General features: G+C 55.6%; 13 protein-coding genes. 11 read left to right on the forward strand and 2 right to left on the reverse strand.

Annotated elements, in window-relative coordinates:
* Positions 1-7: 7 nt before the first annotated feature.
* Entirely contained in the window at positions 8-454 is a 447-nt protein-coding gene (locus F3J37_RS08145) for a flavodoxin (protein WP_058961514.1), read from the forward strand.
* A 118-nt stretch (positions 455-572) separates the two neighbouring features.
* Here F3J37_RS08145 and garD read toward each other — a convergent pair whose 3' ends face one another.
* The gene (gene garD / locus F3J37_RS08150; protein ID WP_166932926.1) at positions 573-2,132 is read right to left on the reverse strand and encodes a galactarate dehydratase; all 1,560 of its coding nucleotides are present in this window, start codon (positions 2,130-2,132) and stop codon (positions 573-575) included.
* A 506-nt stretch (positions 2,133-2,638) separates the two neighbouring features.
* Between garD and F3J37_RS08155 the strand changes: the two genes are divergently transcribed.
* The 6 genes from F3J37_RS08155 (at position 2,639) to F3J37_RS08180 (ending at position 9,632) form a co-directional block, all read left to right on the forward strand.
* Positions 2,639-3,985: an MFS transporter gene (locus tag F3J37_RS08155; RefSeq protein ID WP_058961512.1), complete on the forward strand. Its 1,347-nt coding sequence runs from the start codon at positions 2,639-2,641 to the stop codon at positions 3,983-3,985.
* A 9-nt stretch (positions 3,986-3,994) separates the two neighbouring features.
* The gene (locus F3J37_RS08160; protein WP_166932928.1) at positions 3,995-5,341 is read left to right on the forward strand and encodes an enolase C-terminal domain-like protein; all 1,347 of its coding nucleotides are present in this window, start codon (positions 3,995-3,997) and stop codon (positions 5,339-5,341) included.
* A gap of 10 nt (positions 5,342-5,351) precedes the next feature.
* Positions 5,352-6,683, forward strand: a complete 1,332-nt coding sequence (gene gudD / locus F3J37_RS08165) for a glucarate dehydratase (protein ID WP_034823062.1) — start codon at positions 5,352-5,354, stop codon at positions 6,681-6,683.
* A 52-nt stretch (positions 6,684-6,735) separates the two neighbouring features.
* Complete coding sequence (gene garL / locus F3J37_RS08170; RefSeq protein ID WP_097117971.1) at positions 6,736-7,503, forward strand: 2-dehydro-3-deoxyglucarate aldolase; 768 nt, start codon at positions 6,736-6,738, stop codon at positions 7,501-7,503.
* 19 nt (positions 7,504-7,522) lie between these two features.
* Positions 7,523-8,407 (forward strand): 2-hydroxy-3-oxopropionate reductase, encoded by an 885-nt coding sequence (gene garR, locus F3J37_RS08175; protein WP_034823058.1) that lies wholly within the window; start codon positions 7,523-7,525, stop codon positions 8,405-8,407.
* 85 nt (positions 8,408-8,492) lie between these two features.
* The gene (locus F3J37_RS08180; protein ID WP_166932930.1) at positions 8,493-9,632 is read left to right on the forward strand and encodes a glycerate kinase; all 1,140 of its coding nucleotides are present in this window, start codon (positions 8,493-8,495) and stop codon (positions 9,630-9,632) included.
* A 195-nt stretch (positions 9,633-9,827) separates the two neighbouring features.
* On the opposite strand, the gene barA is transcribed toward F3J37_RS08180, so the two are convergent.
* Positions 9,828-12,557 (reverse strand): two-component sensor histidine kinase BarA, encoded by a 2,730-nt coding sequence (gene barA, locus F3J37_RS08185; RefSeq protein ID WP_166932932.1) that lies wholly within the window; start codon positions 12,555-12,557, stop codon positions 9,828-9,830.
* A 91-nt stretch (positions 12,558-12,648) separates the two neighbouring features.
* Here barA and rlmD point away from each other — a divergent pair, with 91 nt between their 5' ends.
* From rlmD to pyrG, 4 genes are all read left to right on the forward strand, one after another.
* Positions 12,649-13,965 (forward strand): 23S rRNA (uracil(1939)-C(5))-methyltransferase RlmD, encoded by a 1,317-nt coding sequence (gene rlmD / locus F3J37_RS08190; protein WP_166932934.1) that lies wholly within the window; start codon positions 12,649-12,651, stop codon positions 13,963-13,965.
* Between the two features lie 32 nt (positions 13,966-13,997).
* Positions 13,998-16,232: a GTP diphosphokinase gene (gene relA / locus F3J37_RS08195; RefSeq protein WP_166932936.1), complete on the forward strand. Its 2,235-nt coding sequence runs from the start codon at positions 13,998-14,000 to the stop codon at positions 16,230-16,232.
* A 151-nt stretch (positions 16,233-16,383) separates the two neighbouring features.
* Positions 16,384-17,175, forward strand: coding sequence for a nucleoside triphosphate pyrophosphohydrolase (mazG, locus tag F3J37_RS08200; RefSeq protein ID WP_166932938.1), 792 nt, complete (start codon positions 16,384-16,386; stop codon positions 17,173-17,175).
* A gap of 249 nt (positions 17,176-17,424) precedes the next feature.
* Positions 17,425-19,062 carry a glutamine hydrolyzing CTP synthase gene (gene pyrG, locus F3J37_RS08205; RefSeq protein ID WP_166932940.1) on the forward strand — a complete coding sequence of 546 codons (1,638 nt, stop codon included), beginning with the start codon at positions 17,425-17,427 and terminating at the stop codon, positions 19,060-19,062.
* Positions 19,063-19,106: the final 44 nt, after the last annotated feature.

The following is a 19,106-nucleotide window of genomic DNA, read 5'->3' on the forward strand; positions in this document are numbered from 1 at the left end:
CGGCAAGATGGCAAAGATTGGCATTTTTACAGGTACGGTTTACGGCAATGCATTGCTGGTGGCGGAAGAAGCGCAGCCGGTACTGGAAGCGCAGGGCCACGAAGTGAAAGTTTTTGAGGATGCGTCACTGGCGGATTGGCAGGCTTACAGCAAGGAGGTCATTCTGATTGTCACCTCCACCACCGGCCAGGGCGACTTCCCGGACAATATTGCCCGCTTGTATGTGCAGATACGCGATGAAGTGGGTTATCAACCAGAGCTTCGCTACGGCGTGATTGCACTGGGTGATAGCAGCTACGATAACTTCTGCGGTGCAGGAAAAACCTTTGATGCCACCTTGCAGGAGCAAAGTGCCAAACGCATCGGTGATGTGCTGCTGGTGGATGCCACTGAAGATCCTGAGCCTGAGTCAGTGACCACGCCGTGGGTTGAGAGCTGGGGTAAGCTGCTGTAATTCTGCCTTCGCTTCGTCTTTGGCAAGCGGCAATCTGAACGGCCTGAAAATATGATGATGATGTTTCAGGCGCGCCAGATTGCATCCTCTCCCTTGTTGGGAGAGGGTGAGATCGCACTCAGGTCACCGGAGCCGGATTAAATACTGCCAGCTGATTGCGAATGCCCCAGCGATCAGACCAGGTTTGTTTGCGACCACTGGCAATCTCCAGTATCAACTCAAACAACCGCCAGCCCACCTGCTCGATACTCTCTTCACCCGTCGCAATGGTGCCTGCATTAATATCCATCAAATCGTGCCAGCGTTCAGCCAGGGCATTGCGCGTCGCCATTTTAATCACCGGAATCGCAGCCAAACCGTAGGGTGTGCCGCGCCCAGTAGTAAACACCTGCAAGGTAATACCTGACGCCATCTGCTGGGTGCCGCAGACAAAATCACTGGCCGGTGTCGCCGCGTAGATTAAACCGCGCTTTGTTGGGCGCTGCCCTGGTGACAGCACTTCCACAATCGGGCTGCGGCCTGATTTGGCAATCGATCCCAGCGCTTTCTCCACCACATTCGCCAGACCACCTTTTTTATTGCCTGGCGAAGGGTTGGCGCTGCGGTCGGTTTGTCCCTGGCTGAGGTAATCGTCATACCACGCCATCTCTTCCAGCAGACGTTTACCCACATTTTCATCGACCACGCGCGGCGTCAGCAGATGTATTGCATCGCGTACTTCGGTGACCTCGGAGAACATCACGGTGGCGCCGCAGCGCACCAGCAAATCAGAAGCAAAGCCGACTGCCGGATTGGCCGTCACGCCGGAAAACGCATCGCTGCCGCCGCATTGCGTGCCAATCACCAGTTTTGATGCCGGGCAGGTCTCGCGCTGGCGCAGGTTCAGTTTTTTCAGATGGCGCTCAGCCACCTTGAGAATTTCATCGACCATCGCGCCGAAACCAACATGCCGTTCATCCTGCAAACGCACAATGTCATGATCATCCAGCGAGATGGACTGCACATCTGGCGTGCCGGTCAGCAGACGCTCCGGCTGTAACTTCTCGCAGCCGAGACTGACGATCATCACTTCGCCCCCAAAATTGGGGTTCAGCGCGAGGTTATGGATAGTGCGGATCGGCACCACCGCAGCGGGCGCATTGATCGCCACACCACAGCCATAAAGATGATTCAGTGCCACTACGCCATCAACGTTGGGATAGCGTGGCAGCAGATCGCGCTCGATCATTTGCACCACGTAATCCACGACGCCAGCCACACAGTGCACGCTAGTGGTGATACCGAGCAGATTGCGTGTTCCTACGCTGCCATCGGCGTTGCGATAACCCTCAAAGGTGTATCCTTCGAGCGGTGGCAGAGCGGGGGGCACATTGTTCGCCAGTGGCAAACTGTTGAGCGGAGGCGCTTCGGGTAGCGCCACCAGAGATTCTTCAATCCAGCTCCCTTGCGCAATCGGGCGCAAGGCGGTGCCAATCACTTCGCCGTAGCGCAGGATGACGCCGTTTTGAGGAATGTCCACCAGCGCCACTTTATGTCCTTGCGGCACGTGTTCGGTGAGCTGCAGGCCATCCTCAAAGCGGGTACCCGCAGGCAAACCCTGATTATTCACCACGATCGCCACGTTGTCGGCGTCGTGTACTTTTATATAAAGCGGTTTCTCTGTTAGCGGTCGGTTCATTGCTCACCTTCCAGTTCGTCGCGCTGTACATGGCAGCGCGTTGTAAATGCTTCCGTCACGTCATCATTTTTTGCCAGCCTCAGTATATGCAGGGGTATTGGCCTGCGCATTGTGCAACTGACTGGCTTTTTGGGGTTTTATTACCTGAGTTTGGTTCGTTTATCCAAATACAAGTGAACAGACTCACAAAGCGCACGTTGGCTGGCTGCTTCTTAATCAATCTCTGGGTGAAAAATCAGGTTCCGTGAGCTACGCCGCAGGGATATGTGCAATTGCCATAAAATCAGCATAAATCAACGCTCATCATCATGCGTTCTTCCAATGCCTCGTAGTTGTGCTGTTCCTATACTGATTCTCGTTCTTCAACGTTTGGTTATTCGTCACGACGCATCATCGTTTTGCCATAACAACAATCGCCGTGTTTAACCCGACATCATTCTGATACCCAACGCGATGTGTATGCAGTCAGAGTGAATGTAGCGTTCGCTATATTTCAGGAGTGCATCATGAATAGTTTCAGCCAGACAGCGGAAGCGGTGCAAAAACGCACCAACGCCCGTTACTGGATTGTGGTGATGTTATTTATCGTCACGTCATTCAACTACGGTGACCGTGCAACCATTTCGATTGCCGGTTCCGCGATGTCTAAAGATATCGGCCTCGATTCAGTCGGTCTGGGCTATATCTTCTCCGCCTTCTCATGGGCTTACGTCATTGGTCAAATCCCGGGCGGCTGGCTGCTCGACCGCTTTGGCTCAAAACGCGTTTACTTCTGGAGCATTTTCCTCTGGTCGCTGTTTACCTTGCTGCAGGGCTTTGTCGATCTGTTCAGTGGCTTCGGCATCGTCGTTTCACTGTTCCTGCTGCGCTTTATGGTCGGCCTGGCAGAAGCGCCTTCCTTCCCGGGTAACAGCCGTATTGTCGCGGCCTGGTTCCCGGCACAGGAGCGTGGCACCGCCGTGGCGATTTTCAACTCGGCGCAGTATTTCGCCACGGTGATCTTCGCCCCGATTATGGGCTGGCTGGTGGCCGAAGTGGGCTGGGCGCACGTGTTCTGGTTCATGGGCGGACTGGGCATCATCCTCAGCTTCGTCTGGCTGAAGTTCATGCACGATCCGAACAACCATCCGGGTGTGAACAAAGCTGAGCTGGAGTACATGGAGCAGGGCGGCGCGTTGATCAACATGGATGCCAAAAAAGCCGACCGCAAAGTGAGCTGGGATGAGAAGTGGTATCAAATCAAACAGCTGCTTTCGACCCGCATGATGTGGGGTATCTATCTCGGACAATATTGCGTTAACGCGCTGACCTACTTCTTTATTACCTGGTTCCCGGTGTATCTGGTGCAGGCGCGCGGCATGTCGATTCTTAAAGCGGGGATGATCGCTTCGATTCCGGCCATCTGTGGCTTCCTCGGTGGTGTGTTAGGTGGCGTGATTTCCGATTACCTGATGCGCAAAACTGGCTCGCTGAACGTTGCACGTAAGACCCCCATCGTGGTTGGCATGCTGCTCTCTATCAGCATGGTGATGTGTAACTACACCGAAACTGAGTGGGTAGTGGTGCTGTTTATGGCGCTGGCGTTCTTCGGCAAAGGTATTGGTGCGCTGGGCTGGGCAGTGATGGCGGATACCGCACCGAAAGAGATCAGTGGATTGAGCGGTGGCTTGTTCAACATGTTCGGCAACTTCTCCGGCATCGTGACGCCGATTGCTATCGGTTACATCATCGCCGCTTCTGGCTCTTTCGAAGGTGCGCTGATTTATGTCGGAATCCACGCCTTCGTCGCTGCGTTTAGCTTCCTGTTCATCACGGGTGATATCAAACGTATTGAACTGAAACACCGAGCATAAGGACGAACTATGAATACGCAAAGTAGCCCGGTGATCACCGATATGCAGGTGATTCCGGTTGCCGGTTACGACAGCATGTTGCTGAACATTGGTGGAGCGCACAGCGCCTGCTTCACCCGCAACATTGTGGTACTGACCGACAGTGATGGTCATACCGGCGTCGGTGAAGCGCCGGGTGGCGAAACGATCTACCAAACGCTGGTGGAGGCGATTCCACAGGTCAAAGGCCAGCAGGTGGCGCGCATGAACCGCCTGGTGCAGCAGGTGCACAAAGGCAATCAGTCGGCGGATTTCGATACCTTTGGTAAAGGTGCCTGGACCTTCGAACTGCGTGTCAATGCGGTGGCGGCGCTGGAAGCGGCACTGCTGGATTTACTGGGTCAATGTCTGGGCGTACCGGTAGCCGAGTTGCTCGGTCCGGGACAACAGCGCGATGAAGTCACCGTGCTCGGTTATCTGTTCTATCTCGGCGATCGTCGCAAAACCGATTTACCGTATCTGACGGGCGAAGGTGCCAGCCATGACTGGTATCACCTGCGTCATCAGGAAGCGCTGACGCCCGAGTCGGTGGTGCGTCTGGCGGAAGCCGCCCAGGACAAATACGGTTTCAAAGATTTCAAACTGAAGGGCGGCGTATTGCCGGGCGAGCAGGAGATGGAGTCCGCGGCCGCGCTGAAAAAACGCTTCCCGGATGCGCGCATTACCGTTGACCCTAACGGTGCCTGGGCGCTGGATGAAGCGATTGGCTTGTGCAAAGGCATGGGCGAGGTGCTGACCTACGCCGAAGATCCGTGCGGGGCCGAACAGGGCTATTCCGGCCGTGAAGTGATGGCGGAGTTCCGCCGTGCCACCGGGTTGCCGGTCGCCACCAATATGATTGCCACCAACTGGCGCGAGATGAATCACGCGGTGATGCTCAACTCAGTCGATATCCCGCTGGCCGATCCGCACTTCTGGACGCTGAGCGGTGCGGTGCGCGTGGCGCAACTGTGCGACGACTGGGGCTTAACCTGGGGTTGCCACTCTAACAACCACTTCGATATTTCGCTGGCGATGTTTACCCACGTTGGCGCTGCCGCACCGGGCAAACCGACGGCTATCGATACCCACTGGATTTGGCAGGAAGGCGATCAGCGCCTCACCAAAGAGCCGCTGCAAATCCGCAACGGCAAGATTGCCGTACCGGATAAGCCTGGCCTCGGCGTCGAACTGGATTGGGATCGCCTGCATCAAGCCAATGCCCTGTACAAATCTCTGCCGGCAGGTGCGCGTAACGACGCCACGGCGATGCAGTATCTGGTTCCCGGTTGGTCATTCGACCGCAAGCGCCCGGCCTTCGGTCGCCGTCATGCATAAGGAGCAGGAAATGAGTCAGACACCAAAAATCACATCGCTGCAGGTCATTCCGGTGGCCGGTCACGACAGCATGTTGCTGAATCTGAGCGGCGCCCATTCACCGTTCTTCACCCGTAACATCGTCATCATCAAGGATAACGCGGGCCACACCGGCGTGGGTGAAATTCCCGGCGGTGAGAAAATTCGTCAGACGCTGGAAGATGCGGCGGCGCTGGTGGTGCAGAAGACCGTGGGTGAGTACAAAAACATCCTTAACCTGGTTCGCAGTACTTTTGCCGACCGCGATTCCAGCGGACGCGGCAATCAGACCTTCGACCTGCGTACCACCATCCATGTGGTGACTGGCATTGAAGCGGCGCTGCTGGATCTACTCGGTCAACACCTGGGCGTCAACGTTGCCTCGCTGCTCGGCGATGGCCAACAGCGTGACCGCGTGGAGATGCTGGGTTACCTGTTCTACGTCGGTGACCGCAAGAAAACCTCGCTGCCTTATCAGAGCCAGGAAACAGACAAGTGCGACTGGTATCGCCTGCGTCATGAAGAGGCACTGACGCCGGATACCGTGGTGCGTCTGGCGGAAGCTGCCTATGAAAAATATGGCTTCAACGATTTCAAACTGAAAGGCGGCGTTCTGCGCGGTGGCGAAGAGGCCGAAGCGGTCACGGCACTGGCGAAACGCTTCCCGCAGGCGCGCGTCACTCTCGATCCCAACGGTGCCTGGTCGTTGAACGAGGCGATTCTGCTCGGTAAACAACTCAAAGGCGTGCTGGCCTACGCAGAAGATCCATGCGGGGCCGAGCAGGGCTACTCTGGCCGCGAAGTGATGGCGGAATTCCGTCGCGCAACCGGCTTGCCGACCGCCACCAACATGATCGCCACCGACTGGCGCCAAATGGGCCACACGCTGTCGCTGCAATCGGTGGATATCCCGCTGGCGGATCCACACTTCTGGACCATGCAAGGTTCAGTGCGCGTGGCGCAGATGTGTCATGACTTCGGCCTGACCTGGGGTTCGCACTCTAACAACCACTTCGATATTTCGCTGGCGATGTTCACCCACGTGGCCGCTGCCGCGCCGGGCGCGATTACCGCCATCGATACTCACTGGATCTGGCAGGAGGGCAATCAGCGCCTGACCAAAGAGCCGTTCCAGATCAAGGGCGGCATGGTACAGGTGCCGCAAAAACCGGGTCTGGGTGTCGAGCTGGATATGGATCAGGTGATGCAGGCCAATGCGCTGTATCAGAAACACGGTTTGGGCGCGCGCGACGACGCGCAGGCGATGCAGTTCCTCGTGCCGAACTGGACATTCGATAACAAGCGTCCGTGCCTGGTGCGCTAACGTTTCCGGCGCCCCGTGCGGGCGCCTGTTGTAACAGACAGGAGTAAAGACAATGAGCAATGCCTGGCCGAACCACTTTCGTCGCCGTTTGCAGGCAGGGGAAACCCTGATTGGTAGCTGGTGCGCGCTTGCCAGCCCGATTTCCACCGAAGTTCTGGGTCTGGCGGGTTTTGACTGGCTGGTGCTGGATGGCGAACACGCGCCCAACGACATCACCACCTTTATCCCGCAGTTGATGGCGCTGAAGGGCAGCCACAGTGCGCCGGTGGTGCGTCCGCCGTGCAATGAGCCGATCATCATCAAACGCCTGCTGGATATTGGCTTCTATAACTTCCTGGTGCCGTTTGTGGAGACCGAGGAAGAGGCGATTCGCGCCGTGGCATCAACGCGCTATCCGCCAGCGGGCATTCGCGGCGTGTCGGTTTCGCATCGCAGTAACATGTACGGCACGCTGCCGGATTACAACGCCACCATCAATGACAACATCACGGTGCTAGTGCAGATCGAAACGCAGCAGGCGGTGGATAACATTGATGCGATTGCTGCCGTTGACGGCGTGGATGGCATTTTTGTCGGACCGGGCGATCTCTCGGCGGCGATGGGCTATCTCGGTCAGCCTGCACATCCTGAAGTGCTGAAAGTAATCAAACATATCTTTGAACGTGCCAAAGCGGCGGGCAAGCCGAGCGGGATTCTGGCGCCGGTGGAAGCCGACGCACGCCGTTATCTCGAATGGGGCGCCACATTCGTTGCCGTGGGCAGCGATCTCGGTGTTTTCCGCAACGCCACGCAGGCGCTGTGTGACAAATTCAAGAAATAACTGACGAAGAGGAAAGGCAATGAAAATTGGATTTATCGGCCTCGGTATTATGGGCAAACCGATGAGTAAAAACCTGGTGAAAGCCGGTTATTCACTGGTGGTACGTGACCACAACGTCAGCAATGAAGCCGAGCTGGTGGAGCTGGGCGCTACCGTGGCGAAAACGCCAAAAGAGGTCGCCGAACAGGTTGATGTGGTGATCACCATGGTGCCGAACTCACCGCAGGTGAAAGAGGTTTGCCTCGGCGCCAACGGGATTATCGAAGGTGCGAAGCCAGGACTGATTGTGATCGACATGAGTTCGATTGCGCCGCTGGCCAGCCGTGAAGTGCACGATGCGCTGGCAGAAAAAGGCATCAAGATGCTGGATGCGCCGGTCAGCGGCGGCGAGCCAAAAGCGATTGAGGGCACGCTGTCTGTGATGGTTGGCGGCGATAAAGCGGTATTCGACCAGTGCTATGACATCATGAAAGCCATGGCCGGTTCGGTGGTGCACACCGGCGATATCGGTGCAGGTAACGTCACTAAGTTGGCGAACCAGGTGATTGTGGCGCTGAACATCGCGGCGATGTCCGAAGCGCTGTCGCTGGCAACAAAAGCCGGTGTGAACCCAGAACTGGTCTATCAGGCGATTCGTGGTGGGCTGGCAGGCAGCACGGTACTCGATGCCAAAGCGCCGATGGTACTGGATCGTAACTTCAAGCCAGGCTTCCGCATCGATCTGCACATCAAGGATTTGGCGAATGCGCTGGACACTTCACACGGCATTGGCGCGCATCTGCCGCTGACGGCTGCGGTGATGGAAATGATGCAAGCGCTGAAAGTCGACGGCAAGGGCACATCTGACCATAGTGCGCTGGCTTGCTATTATGAAAAATTAGCTCAGGTCGAGATCACCCGGTAGTTTGCCTGTCCGGTGTCTGCGGATGCCGGGCAGCTTACTGCATTAGCAGGACGGAACTCCGTCATCCATCGCGCTCGGATTGCCTATGAAAATTGTCATCGCACCGGATTCATATAAAGAGAGTTTGTCCGCCCTGGAAGTGGCTGCGGCGATTGAAGCGGGATTTAGCGAAATTTTTCCCGACGCCGAATACGTGAAAATACCGGTCGCCGACGGTGGCGAAGGCACGGTAGAAGCCATGGTGGCGGCGACGCAGGGAAGTATTGTCAGATTGACCGTGACCGGACCGCTCGGCGCGCCGGTTGAGGCATTTTATGGATTATCGGGTGATGAGCGCAGCGCCTTTATTGAAATGGCGGCAGCCAGCGGTCTGGAGCTGGTGCCGGCCGCGCAGCGTGACCCGTTGATCACCAACTCTTATGGCACTGGCGAGCTGATTAAAAACGCGCTCGATCGCGGTGTTGACCACATCATTATTGGCATTGGCGGCAGCGCCACCAACGATGGGGGATCCGGCATGATGCAGGCGCTGGGCGCTCGCTTGCTGGACCAGCAGGGCAATGAGATTGCCTTTGGCGGCGGCGCACTGCCGCAGCTGGCGCGGATTGAAATCGATCAGCTGGATAAACGTATTCAGCAGTGCCGCATTGAAGTGGCCTGCGATGTCACTAATCCCCTGACCGGTGAAGAGGGGGCTTCGGCGATTTTTGGTCCTCAAAAAGGGGCCACGCCGGAACTGGTGCAGCAGCTGGATAAAGCGCTGGCGCATTACGCTGAGATTATCCATCGCGATTTAGACATTGATGTGCTGCACATTGCGGGCGGCGGTGCGGCGGGGGGCATGGGCGCGGCACTGCATGCGTTTTGCCAGGCCGAGCTACGTCGCGGTATTGAGATCGTCACGGAAGCCCTTGGGTTAGCGGATCAGGTGCAGGATGCCGATCTGGTGATTACCGGCGAAGGGCGTATTGATAGCCAGACCATTAACGGCAAAGTGCCGATTGGTGTGGCGAAGGTGGCAAAGCAGTTTAAAAAGCCGGTGATTGGCATTGCGGGCAGTTTAACCGCAGATGTTGGCGTGGTGCATCAGCACGGGCTGGATGCGGTATTCAGCGTGTTGTTTAGCATTGGCTCACTGGAGGATGCGTTAGCCAATGCGGCGCAGAATGTGCGACTGACCTCGCGCAATGTGGCGGCAACAATCAAGGTGGGGCAGGCCTTATAGATGCGGCTGATCGCGCGCAATGTCGTGGCAGCGAACAATGTGGGGCAGGCCTTACAGGCGCGCCCCTCTCATCCTAACCCTCTCCCGTTATCGGGCGAGGGGACCGTTGGTGGCGATGATTGAGACGACGAGTCATTCTTTAACCATGCTCGATTAGCGCTCTCTTGTGCTTAAGAGAGGGCATGAAACGTTCCGTTATCCCACACCCAACACTTTCCTGGCCTCACGCGCCACGTTCGCCATCTCATCACTCAACTCCAGCAATTCCGGCTCCAGCGCTTCGATATCACTCTCCTGATGCAGGCTCTTTTCCAGCTGCTGACACAGCTGTTTCAGTCTGGGCACGCCGCTGTAGCTGGCACTGCCGTGCAGCTTATGGATGATCTCGCGTAGGCCATTAACATCGTTACTGGCCATGGAACCCTCCACGCGCGCTTCCACCTCCGGCAGGAAATCCAGCAGCATCTGCAGCAGATCGCGCGCCAGATCCGGTTTGTTGGCGGCCTGACGCAGTGCCAGCGCCCAGTCGAGCGATGGCGCAACATCCGGCAGTAGTGTGGGTGCCGCCGTGGGGTTCGGGGCATAGCGCTGCAACAGCTGGCTCAGTTTGCCTTCGTCTATCGGCTTCGCCAGATAATCATTCATCCCGGCGCCAATCAGCTGCTGGCGCTCGCCATCCAGCGCATGCGCGGTCACCGCGACAATCGGGGTATTGGCATGCAGCGGCAGGCTACGGATAATTTCACTGGCGCGAATGCCGTCGATATCCGGCATCTGGATATCCATCAAAATCACATCCAGCTTGTGTAAACGCGCCTGGCGGATAGCCTGTTCCGCGTTGTCGCACAGAATGATGTGCTGAACCTGCTCCTCCAGCAGCGCACCGATTAACTTCAGATTGGCAGGATTGTCATCCACCGCCATCACCGTCAGTGGCTGGCGGGTACTGTGCGGTAAGGCATCGTTATGCAAACTGTGCAAATCCAGCAGCATCGGCAACAAGCGCGTCAGTGAGACGGGTTTGGCGATACAGCCGGCGATGCCTCGTGCGCGCAAATCGTCGGCGAACAGCATCATCTCGCTGGGCAGCGCCAGCAGTACCGAATCGGCATGGGCGCGCAGCCGTTGAATTAAAGCATCCGGCAGCGTGGCGGGGTGAGGATCGTTCACCGGCAATCCCATCAACAACAGCGGGAAGCGGGTATCCGGCAGCGCTTCCAGTGAAGTGAAATGCTGAACCTGCAGCGGCGTGATGCTGAGCATCTCCTGCACTGCTTTCGCCACCGCCGCATGGGGTTCGATATAGGCTAACGGGATGGCGCGCAGATCTTCCAGCATACGCGGAATGGGCGGTGCGTTGGGATTGAGATCGAGATGAACATGCACCCAGAAAGTGGATCCCTGATTCTGACGGCTGTGGAACGCGATCTCTCCGCCCATCTCCGACACCAGTTTTTGCGTGATCACCAGACCCAAACCAGTGCCGCCGTGGCGGCGGGAAATACTCGCATCGGCCTGACGAAACGCCTGGAACAGCTGTGACTGTTGCTGCTCAGAAATGCCAATGCCGGTGTCGTGTACCTGAATTTCCAGTTCAACGCGCGTGGTGCTCAGGCTACGCAGCTCAACACGCAAATCGATGTGCCCCTGCTCAGTAAACTTAATGGCATTACCAATCAGGTTAATCATGATCTGCTGTAAACGTAGCGGATCGCCAATCACATTATCCGGCACCTGTTTTTCCAGACAAACGGTGATCTCGAGTCCTTTGTCATGTGCCGAAGGTGCCAGCAGCACCAGCGTTTCATCCAGCGTGGCGCGTAGCGGGAAGGGGATCGATTCCAGCACCAGTTTACCGGCTTCGAGCTTTGAGAAATCCAGCACATCGTTGATGATGCTCAGCAGGTTATTGGCCGAGCGTTCAATGGTGCTCATATAATCGCGCTGGTTGGTGCTCAGTCCGGTTTTCAGCATCTGACGGGTAAAGCCAATCACTCCGTTGAGCGGTGTTCGTAACTCATGCGACATATTGGCGAGGAATTCTGATTTAATACGCGCCGCTTCCTGCGCGCGCTTTTTCGCCAAATCCAGCTCGACGTTTTGAATCTCCAGCTGCTCCAGGGTTTCACGCAGATCGTAAGTGGCCTGATCGATATTCTGCTGCATCTCTTCGTGATAAGCGGTGAGCGACATCGCCATGGCATTGATGCCGTTTTTCAGGATGCTCAGTTCGCCCAGCATGTAGCCATCAACGCGGCTGTCGAGTTGGCCGCGACGAATGCGGTCCACGGTGGAAACCATGTTACGAATCGGCCCGGTGACGTCGCGCATCAGACGATAGGCAAACAGCATGGCGATGCACAAACAAAACAGTAAGAGCAAAGTGGCCACAAACACCTCTTTGTACTGCTCCAGCCGCACCGATTGCAGATCGAGTTCAATAGCCACATACCCCAACGGATTACCCGCCGGTTTGGCATCTTCTCCGGGCAGTTCGTCTACGGAATAGCGTTCGGAGATAATCGGGGTTCGCAGTACCATCAAATTGCCGTGGCGCTCGACGGAGACACCCTCTTCCAGCGTCGAGATGTCTTCTTTCTGCAATAACGCCAGATTTTGGTTGTTGTTCGAAGTGACGTAGATGTGATTGTTGTTGTCGAAAACGGTAATGGCACGGACAATATCGGAATGACGACGATGCAGCAGGCTGACCAGCTCGCGAATCGCATCACGATTGTGCCAGGTCATGCCGTATTCGCTGGAGACTGCCAGCGGTTCGATAATGTTCGATCCGGCATCGCGCACCTGATGTTGTAATTCGTTATAACGGTGCACCACGAAGAAGGTACTGAGCAGCAGACCAATCATTAACGTTGGCGCCAGTATCAAAATCATCATTCGCGCCCGCAGGCTATATTTGGTCATAATTGTGGCCTGGCAACTCCTGGCATTGATATCCCTGTGCACAATCCGCTTGCGATGGCACACCCCATTAATTTAGAGAATTCACAACACTATGGCGCAATTTTACTCCGCAAAACAGCGTGTGGCGACAAAGCAGCGTATTACCGTCACTATCGAAGACCTTGACCCCTTTGGACAAGGTGTTGCGCGCCATAATGGCAAAGCGATGTTTGTCTGCGGCGCACTGCCGGGTGAACAGGCCGAAGTTATGGTCGTGGAAGATAAACGTCAGTTCTCGCGGGCCAAAGCCAAAAAGATTATGCAGCCAAGCGCACAGCGGGAAAAACCGCGTTGTGTGCACTTTGGCGTGTGTGGTGGCTGCCAGCAACAGCATGCCGCGATCGCGTTACAGGAGGACAGTAAAGCACGTGCGCTGAGCCGAATGTTGAGCCGGGATGCGCCTTTGCCGGTGCAGGTGAATGAGATCATCAGCGGCAACACCTGGGGCTACCGCCGTCGCGCCCGTCTGGGACTGCAATGGCAGCCTAAACAGCAGCGATTACAAATGGGGTTCCGCCAGGCGGCCAGCAACGATTTGGTTGAGTTAACTCAATGCCCCATTTTGGTGCCCGAGCTTGAAGCGTTACTGCAGCCGTTGCACCAGTGTCTGAGCAGCTTACAGGCCGCACGGCGACTGGGGCATGTCGAGTTAGTGCTGGCAGATAATGGCCCGGTGATGGTGCTGCGTCATCTTAATGCATTGTCCGCAGGCGATCGTGTAAAACTGGAACGCTTTTCGCATGAGCATCAGCTGATGTTGTATCTGGCGGACGGCAGCGAGCATTTGCAGCCGTTGGGGGATTACGCACCTTTCTACCAATCGTTTGATTTGAAACTGACTTTCAGCCCACAGGATTTCATCCAGGTGAATGATGGCGTGAATCAGCAGATGGTGACAAAAGCCATTGAATGGCTCGATTTACAGCCCGAAGATCGGGTGCTGGATCTGTTTTGCGGTATGGGTAATTTCACTTTGCCTGTAGGAAAGTTCGTACAAAATGCTGTGGGTGTGGAGGGTGTTGCAGCATTAGTCCACCAGGCAGCGTATAATGCTGAGCTGAATAATCTTAAAAATGTCCGCTTTTTCCAGCACAACCTGGAGGAAGACGTTGCCCACCAGCCTTGGGCAGCGCAGGGATTTAACAAGGTGTTACTGGATCCAGCACGTGCTGGGGCCGCGGGTGTGATGTCGCATATCGTTAAACTTGCGCCGCAACGTGTGGTCTATGTTTCCTGTAACCCAACAACACTTGCGCGCGACAGTCAGGCATTACTGTCGGCGGGCTACCATTTGGAAAGGGTCGCGATGCTGGATATGTTCCCACATACCAGTCATCTCGAGTCCATGGTGCTGTTTAGCAAAGCATAAGCGGCGTTTTCGTCGTTATGGCAGGAGAGGATATGGTTGCGGTTAGAAGTGCGCATTTGAATACGGAAGGGGAATTTGCCCTTGACCAGTGGATCGCCAGTTTAAATATCAATAATCCGCAATCCTGTCAGCGATTGGCGGATACCTGGCGCTACTGTGAAACCGAAACGCACAACCATCCAGATCAGGCTCTGCTGCTGTGGCGCGGTATTGAGATGGTGGAAATACTCACCATGCTCAGTATGGACAACGATAGCCTGCGCGCTGCCTTACTGTTCCCGCTGGCCAACGCGGATGTGGTCAGTGAAGAAGAGCTGGAAAAGTCGTTCGGCAAAGGCATTGTCTCGCTGGTACACGGTGTGCGCGATATGGACGCGATCCGCCAGCTGAAAGCCATCCACAATGATTCTATGGCCTCCGAGCAGGTGGATAACGTGCGCCGCATGCTGCTGGCGATGGTGGAAGATTTCCGCTGCGTGGTTATCAAGCTGGCAGAGCGTATTGCCCACCTGCGTGAAATGAAGGATGCACCAGAAGACGAACGTGTTCTCGCCGCCAAAGAGAGCACCAATATCTATGCGCCGTTAGCCAATCGTCTGGGTATCGGTCAGCTCAAATGGGAGCTGGAAGATTACTGCTTCCGCTATCTGCACCCCGATGAGTACAAACGCATCGCCAAACTGCTGCATGAACGCCGTATTGACCGCGAAGGTTACATTGATAATTTCGTGAGTAACTTACGTGCAGAGATGCAGAAGGAGGGCGTGCGTGCTGAAGTGTATGGCCGCCCGAAACATATCTACAGCATCTGGCGCAAGATGCAGAAAAAGTCGCTGGCGTTTGATGAGCTGTTCGATGTGCGCGCGGTGCGCATCGTGGCAGAACGTTTGCAGGATTGCTACGGCGCGTTAGGCACCGTGCACACACTGTATCGCCATCTTCCCAGCGAGTTCGACGACTACGTTGCTAATCCAAAACCCAACGGTTATCAATCCATTCACACGGTGGTGCTCGGTCCGCAGGGCAAGACGGTAGAGATCCAGATTCGTACTCGCCAGATGCATGAAGATGCGGAGTTGGGCGTGGCCGCGCACTGGAAGTACAAAGAAGGCCCGACTTCCAGTAACGCGCGCGGTGCGGCAGGGCACGAAGAACGCATTGCGTGGCTGCGTAAGCTGATTACCTGGCAGGAAGAGATGGCGGATTCCGGCGAGATGCTGGAAGAGGTGCGCAGTCAGGTATTTGACGATCGGGTGTACGTGTTTACCCCGAAAGGCGATGTAGTGGATCTGCCATCTGGCTCAACACCGCTGGACTTCGCTTATCACATTCACAGTGATATCGGCCATCGCTGCATTGGTGCCAAAATCAGCGGTCGCATTGTGCCGTTCACCTATCAATTGCAGATGGGCGATCAGATTGAGGTGATTACCCAGAAGCAGCCGAACCCGAGCCGCGACTGGCTGAACCCGAACCTCGGCTATATCACCACCAGCCGTGGCCGTTCAAAAATTCACGCCTGGTTCCGCAAACAAGATCGCGACAAGAACCTTCTGGCTGGCCGCCAGATTCTTGAAAGCGAGTTGAGCCAGCTGGATATCAGTTTCCGCGATGCAGAAAAAATTCTGCTGCCGCGTTATAACGTCAGCTCGCAGGATGAGCTGTTGGCGATGATTGGCGGCGGCGATATTCGCCTCAATCAGATGGTCAACTTCCTGCAGGCTAAGCTCAATAAGCCGAGTGCGGAAGAGGAAGATCGTGAAGCGCTGCGCCAGCTGACGCAAAAATCACATCAGCCTTCATCTGCGCGCAGAGAAAGTGGACGCGTGGTGGTGGAAGGCGTGGGCAATCTGCTGCACCACATTGCGCGCTGCTGCCAGCCGATCCCGGGTGACGATATCGTGGGCTTTATCACCCAGGGGCGCGGTATTTCCATTCACCGAGCCGACTGTGACCAGTTAAGCGAACTGATCTCCCATGCGCCGGAACGGATTGTCGATGCGGTGTGGGGCGAAGATTATTCGAGCGGCTATTCGCTGGTGGTACGCGTCACCGCCAACGATCGCAGCGGGTTACTGCGCGATATCACTACCATTCTGGCGAATGAGAAGGTTAACGTGCTGGGCGTTTCCAGCCGCAGCGACACCAAAAAGCAGCTGGCAACCATTGATATGGATATCGAAATCTACAACCAGCAGGTGCTGGGTCGCGTGCTGGCGCGCCTTAATCAGGTGCCGGATATCATCGACGCACGCCGTCTGAACTGATGTGGCCAGGCCGCCATGAAAGGGCGGCCTGGCATTTACTGTACGCCCGAAATGGCACGTCCAGGTTGTTCTGCGCGTCGACGAGATTTCGGTGCGCCTCAGGGTCGCCATTTTGGCGACCTTTTCCATTTTAACCCCTAAGGATTTCCCCATGACAGCCCTGAATCGTCTGCTCACCATCATGCAAACCTTGCGCGACCCGGAACGTGGCTGCCCATGGGATCGTCAGCAGACCTTCGCCTCCATCGCCCCTTACACGCTGGAAGAGACCTACGAAGTGATCGACGCGATTCAGCGCGAGGACTTTGATGACCTGCGCGGTGAACTCGGTGATCTGCTGTTTCAGGTGGTGTTTTACGCGCAAATGGCCGATGAGCAACAGCGTTTCAACTTCGATGACATCTGCAATGCGATTAGCGACAAGCTGGAGCGCCGTCATCCGCACATCTTTGGTGATGTGCAGGCCGACACCACGCAGGAAGTACTGAAAAACTGGGAAGCGATCAAACACAGCGAGCGCGCAGAGAAGTCACAGCATTCGGTGCTGGATGACATCCCTAAAGCCTTGCCTGCACTGATGCGTGCTTACAAAATCCAGAAGCGCTGTAGCACGGTGGGATTCGACTGGAACAACCTGGGGCCAGTGCTGGATAAAGTGCATGAAGAGATCGATGAAGTGATGCACGAAGCGCAGCAGGCGGTGGTCGACAATGACAAGCTGGAAGAGGAGATTGGCGATTTGCTGTTTGCCACCGTCAACCTTTCGCGCCATCTGGGCAGCAAAGCCGAAATCGCCTTACAAAAAGCCAATGATAAATTTGAGCGTCGCTTCCGTCAGGTTGAATCCATCATCAGCGGGCAGGGACTGGCGATGCAGGATGCGACCCTGGATGAAATGGAAGCCGCCTGGCAGCAGGTGAAATGCAGTGAGAACAAAGACTAAGCGGTTATTCTTCAAATTGTAGATTATTCCTGCATTGCGCATAAATTGTCCGCTTGAGCTTACTCGATTCAGCCAAGCGGCAACTTTGTGACGCACGTCAACATTTCCCCCTCGTCTATTCGCTATGTTATCGGCTGCAATGCGGGGGGGTGATGTGATTCATCAATTGTGGCTGAGGACGACTTCGGGTATACTATTTTCCCGTCTTGGTTATTCCACCGTCTTTAAACCTAAACTCTCAGGTTCAGCATGACAACGAATTATATTTTTGTGACCGGCGGGGTCGTATCCTCTCTGGGCAAAGGCATTGCCGCAGCCTCCCTCGCAGCCATCCTTGAAGCACGTGGTCTGAATGTGACCATCATGAAACTCGATCCGTACATTAACGTCGATCCGGGTACCATGAGCCCAACGCAGCACGGTGAAGTGTTTGTTACCGATGATGGGGCCGAAACCGATCTGGACTTGGGTCACTACGAGCGCTTCATCCGTACCAAAATGTCGCGCCGCAACAACTTTACGACCGGTCGTATCTACTCAGAAGTGCTGCGCAAAGAGCGTCGCGGTGACTATCTGGGTGCCACGATTCAGGTTATCCCACACATCACCAACGCCATTAAAGAACGTATTATTGAAGGCGGCGAAGGTCATGATGTCGTGCTGGTGGAAATCGGCGGTACCGTAGGTGATATTGAATCCCTGCCGTTCCTCGAAGCGATTCGCCAGATGGCGGTTGATGTGGGCCGTGAACACACCATGTATATGCACCTGACTTTGGTGCCGTATATGGCCGCTGCAGGCGAAGTGAAAACCAAGCCAACCCAGCATTCAGTGAAAGAGCTGCTGTCGATCGGTATCCAGCCTGATGTGCTGATCTGCCGTTCTGACCGCGCTGTGCCGGCCAATGAACGTGCGAAGATCGCCCTGTTCTGTAACGTGCCAGAGAAAGCGGTTATTTCCCTGAAAGATGTGGATTCCATCTACAAGATTCCTGGCCTGTTGAAATCACAGGGTCTGGATGACTATATCTGTAAGCGTTTCAATCTGAGCGCACCGGAAGCGAACCTGGCCGAATGGGAACAGGTTATCTATGAAGAAGCCAATCCGGGCGGCGAAGTGACCATCGGTATGGTCGGCAAATATGTCGAGCTGCCAGATGCGTACAAGTCAGTGATTGAAGCACTGAAGCACGGTGGCCTGAAAAATCGTGTAACCGTGAACATCAAGCTGATCGATTCGCAGGATGTGGAATCTCGCGGTGTCGAAATTCTGAAAGATCTGGATGCTATCCTGATCCCGGGCGGCTTCGGCTACCGTGGTGTGGAAGGCAAAATGCTCACGGCGCAATACGCGCGTGAGAACAACATCCCTTACCTCGGTATCTGCCTGGGTATGCAGGTTGCGCTGATGGAATTCGCACGCAACGTGGCCGGGATGGCAGACGCCAACTCAACGGAATTTGTGCCAGACTGTAAGTACCCAGTGGTCGCGCTGATCACTGAATGGCGTGATGAAGAAGGCAACGTTGAGCAACGTACTGAGCAGAGCGATCTGGGCGGCACCATGCGTCTGGGTAGCCAGCAGTGCCAGCTGACGCCGGAAAGTAAAGTGCGCCAGCTATACGGTTCTGACGTGATTACTGAACGTCACCGTCATCGTTATGAAGTGAACAATCTGCTGTTGAAGCCGATTGAAGCGGCGGGTCTGCATATTGCGGGCCGTTCCGGCGACGAGCAGCTGGTGGAGATCATCGAACTCCCGAACCATCCGTGGTTTGTAGCTTGTCAGTTCCACCCGGAATTCACGTCGACCCCGCGTGATGGTCATCCGCTGTTCGCTGGCTTTGTTAAAGCCGCGCAGGAGCACCAGAAGCGGTTAGCGAAGTAAGAGTTTAACGAACAGCGCGCGAACTTTTCGCGCGTTGTTTGTCT

Origin of the sequence: Candidatus Pantoea communis (genome assembly GCF_011752685.1) — a bacterium.
In the GTDB taxonomy this organism is placed as follows: Bacteria; Pseudomonadota; Gammaproteobacteria; order Enterobacterales; family Enterobacteriaceae; genus Pantoea; species Pantoea communis.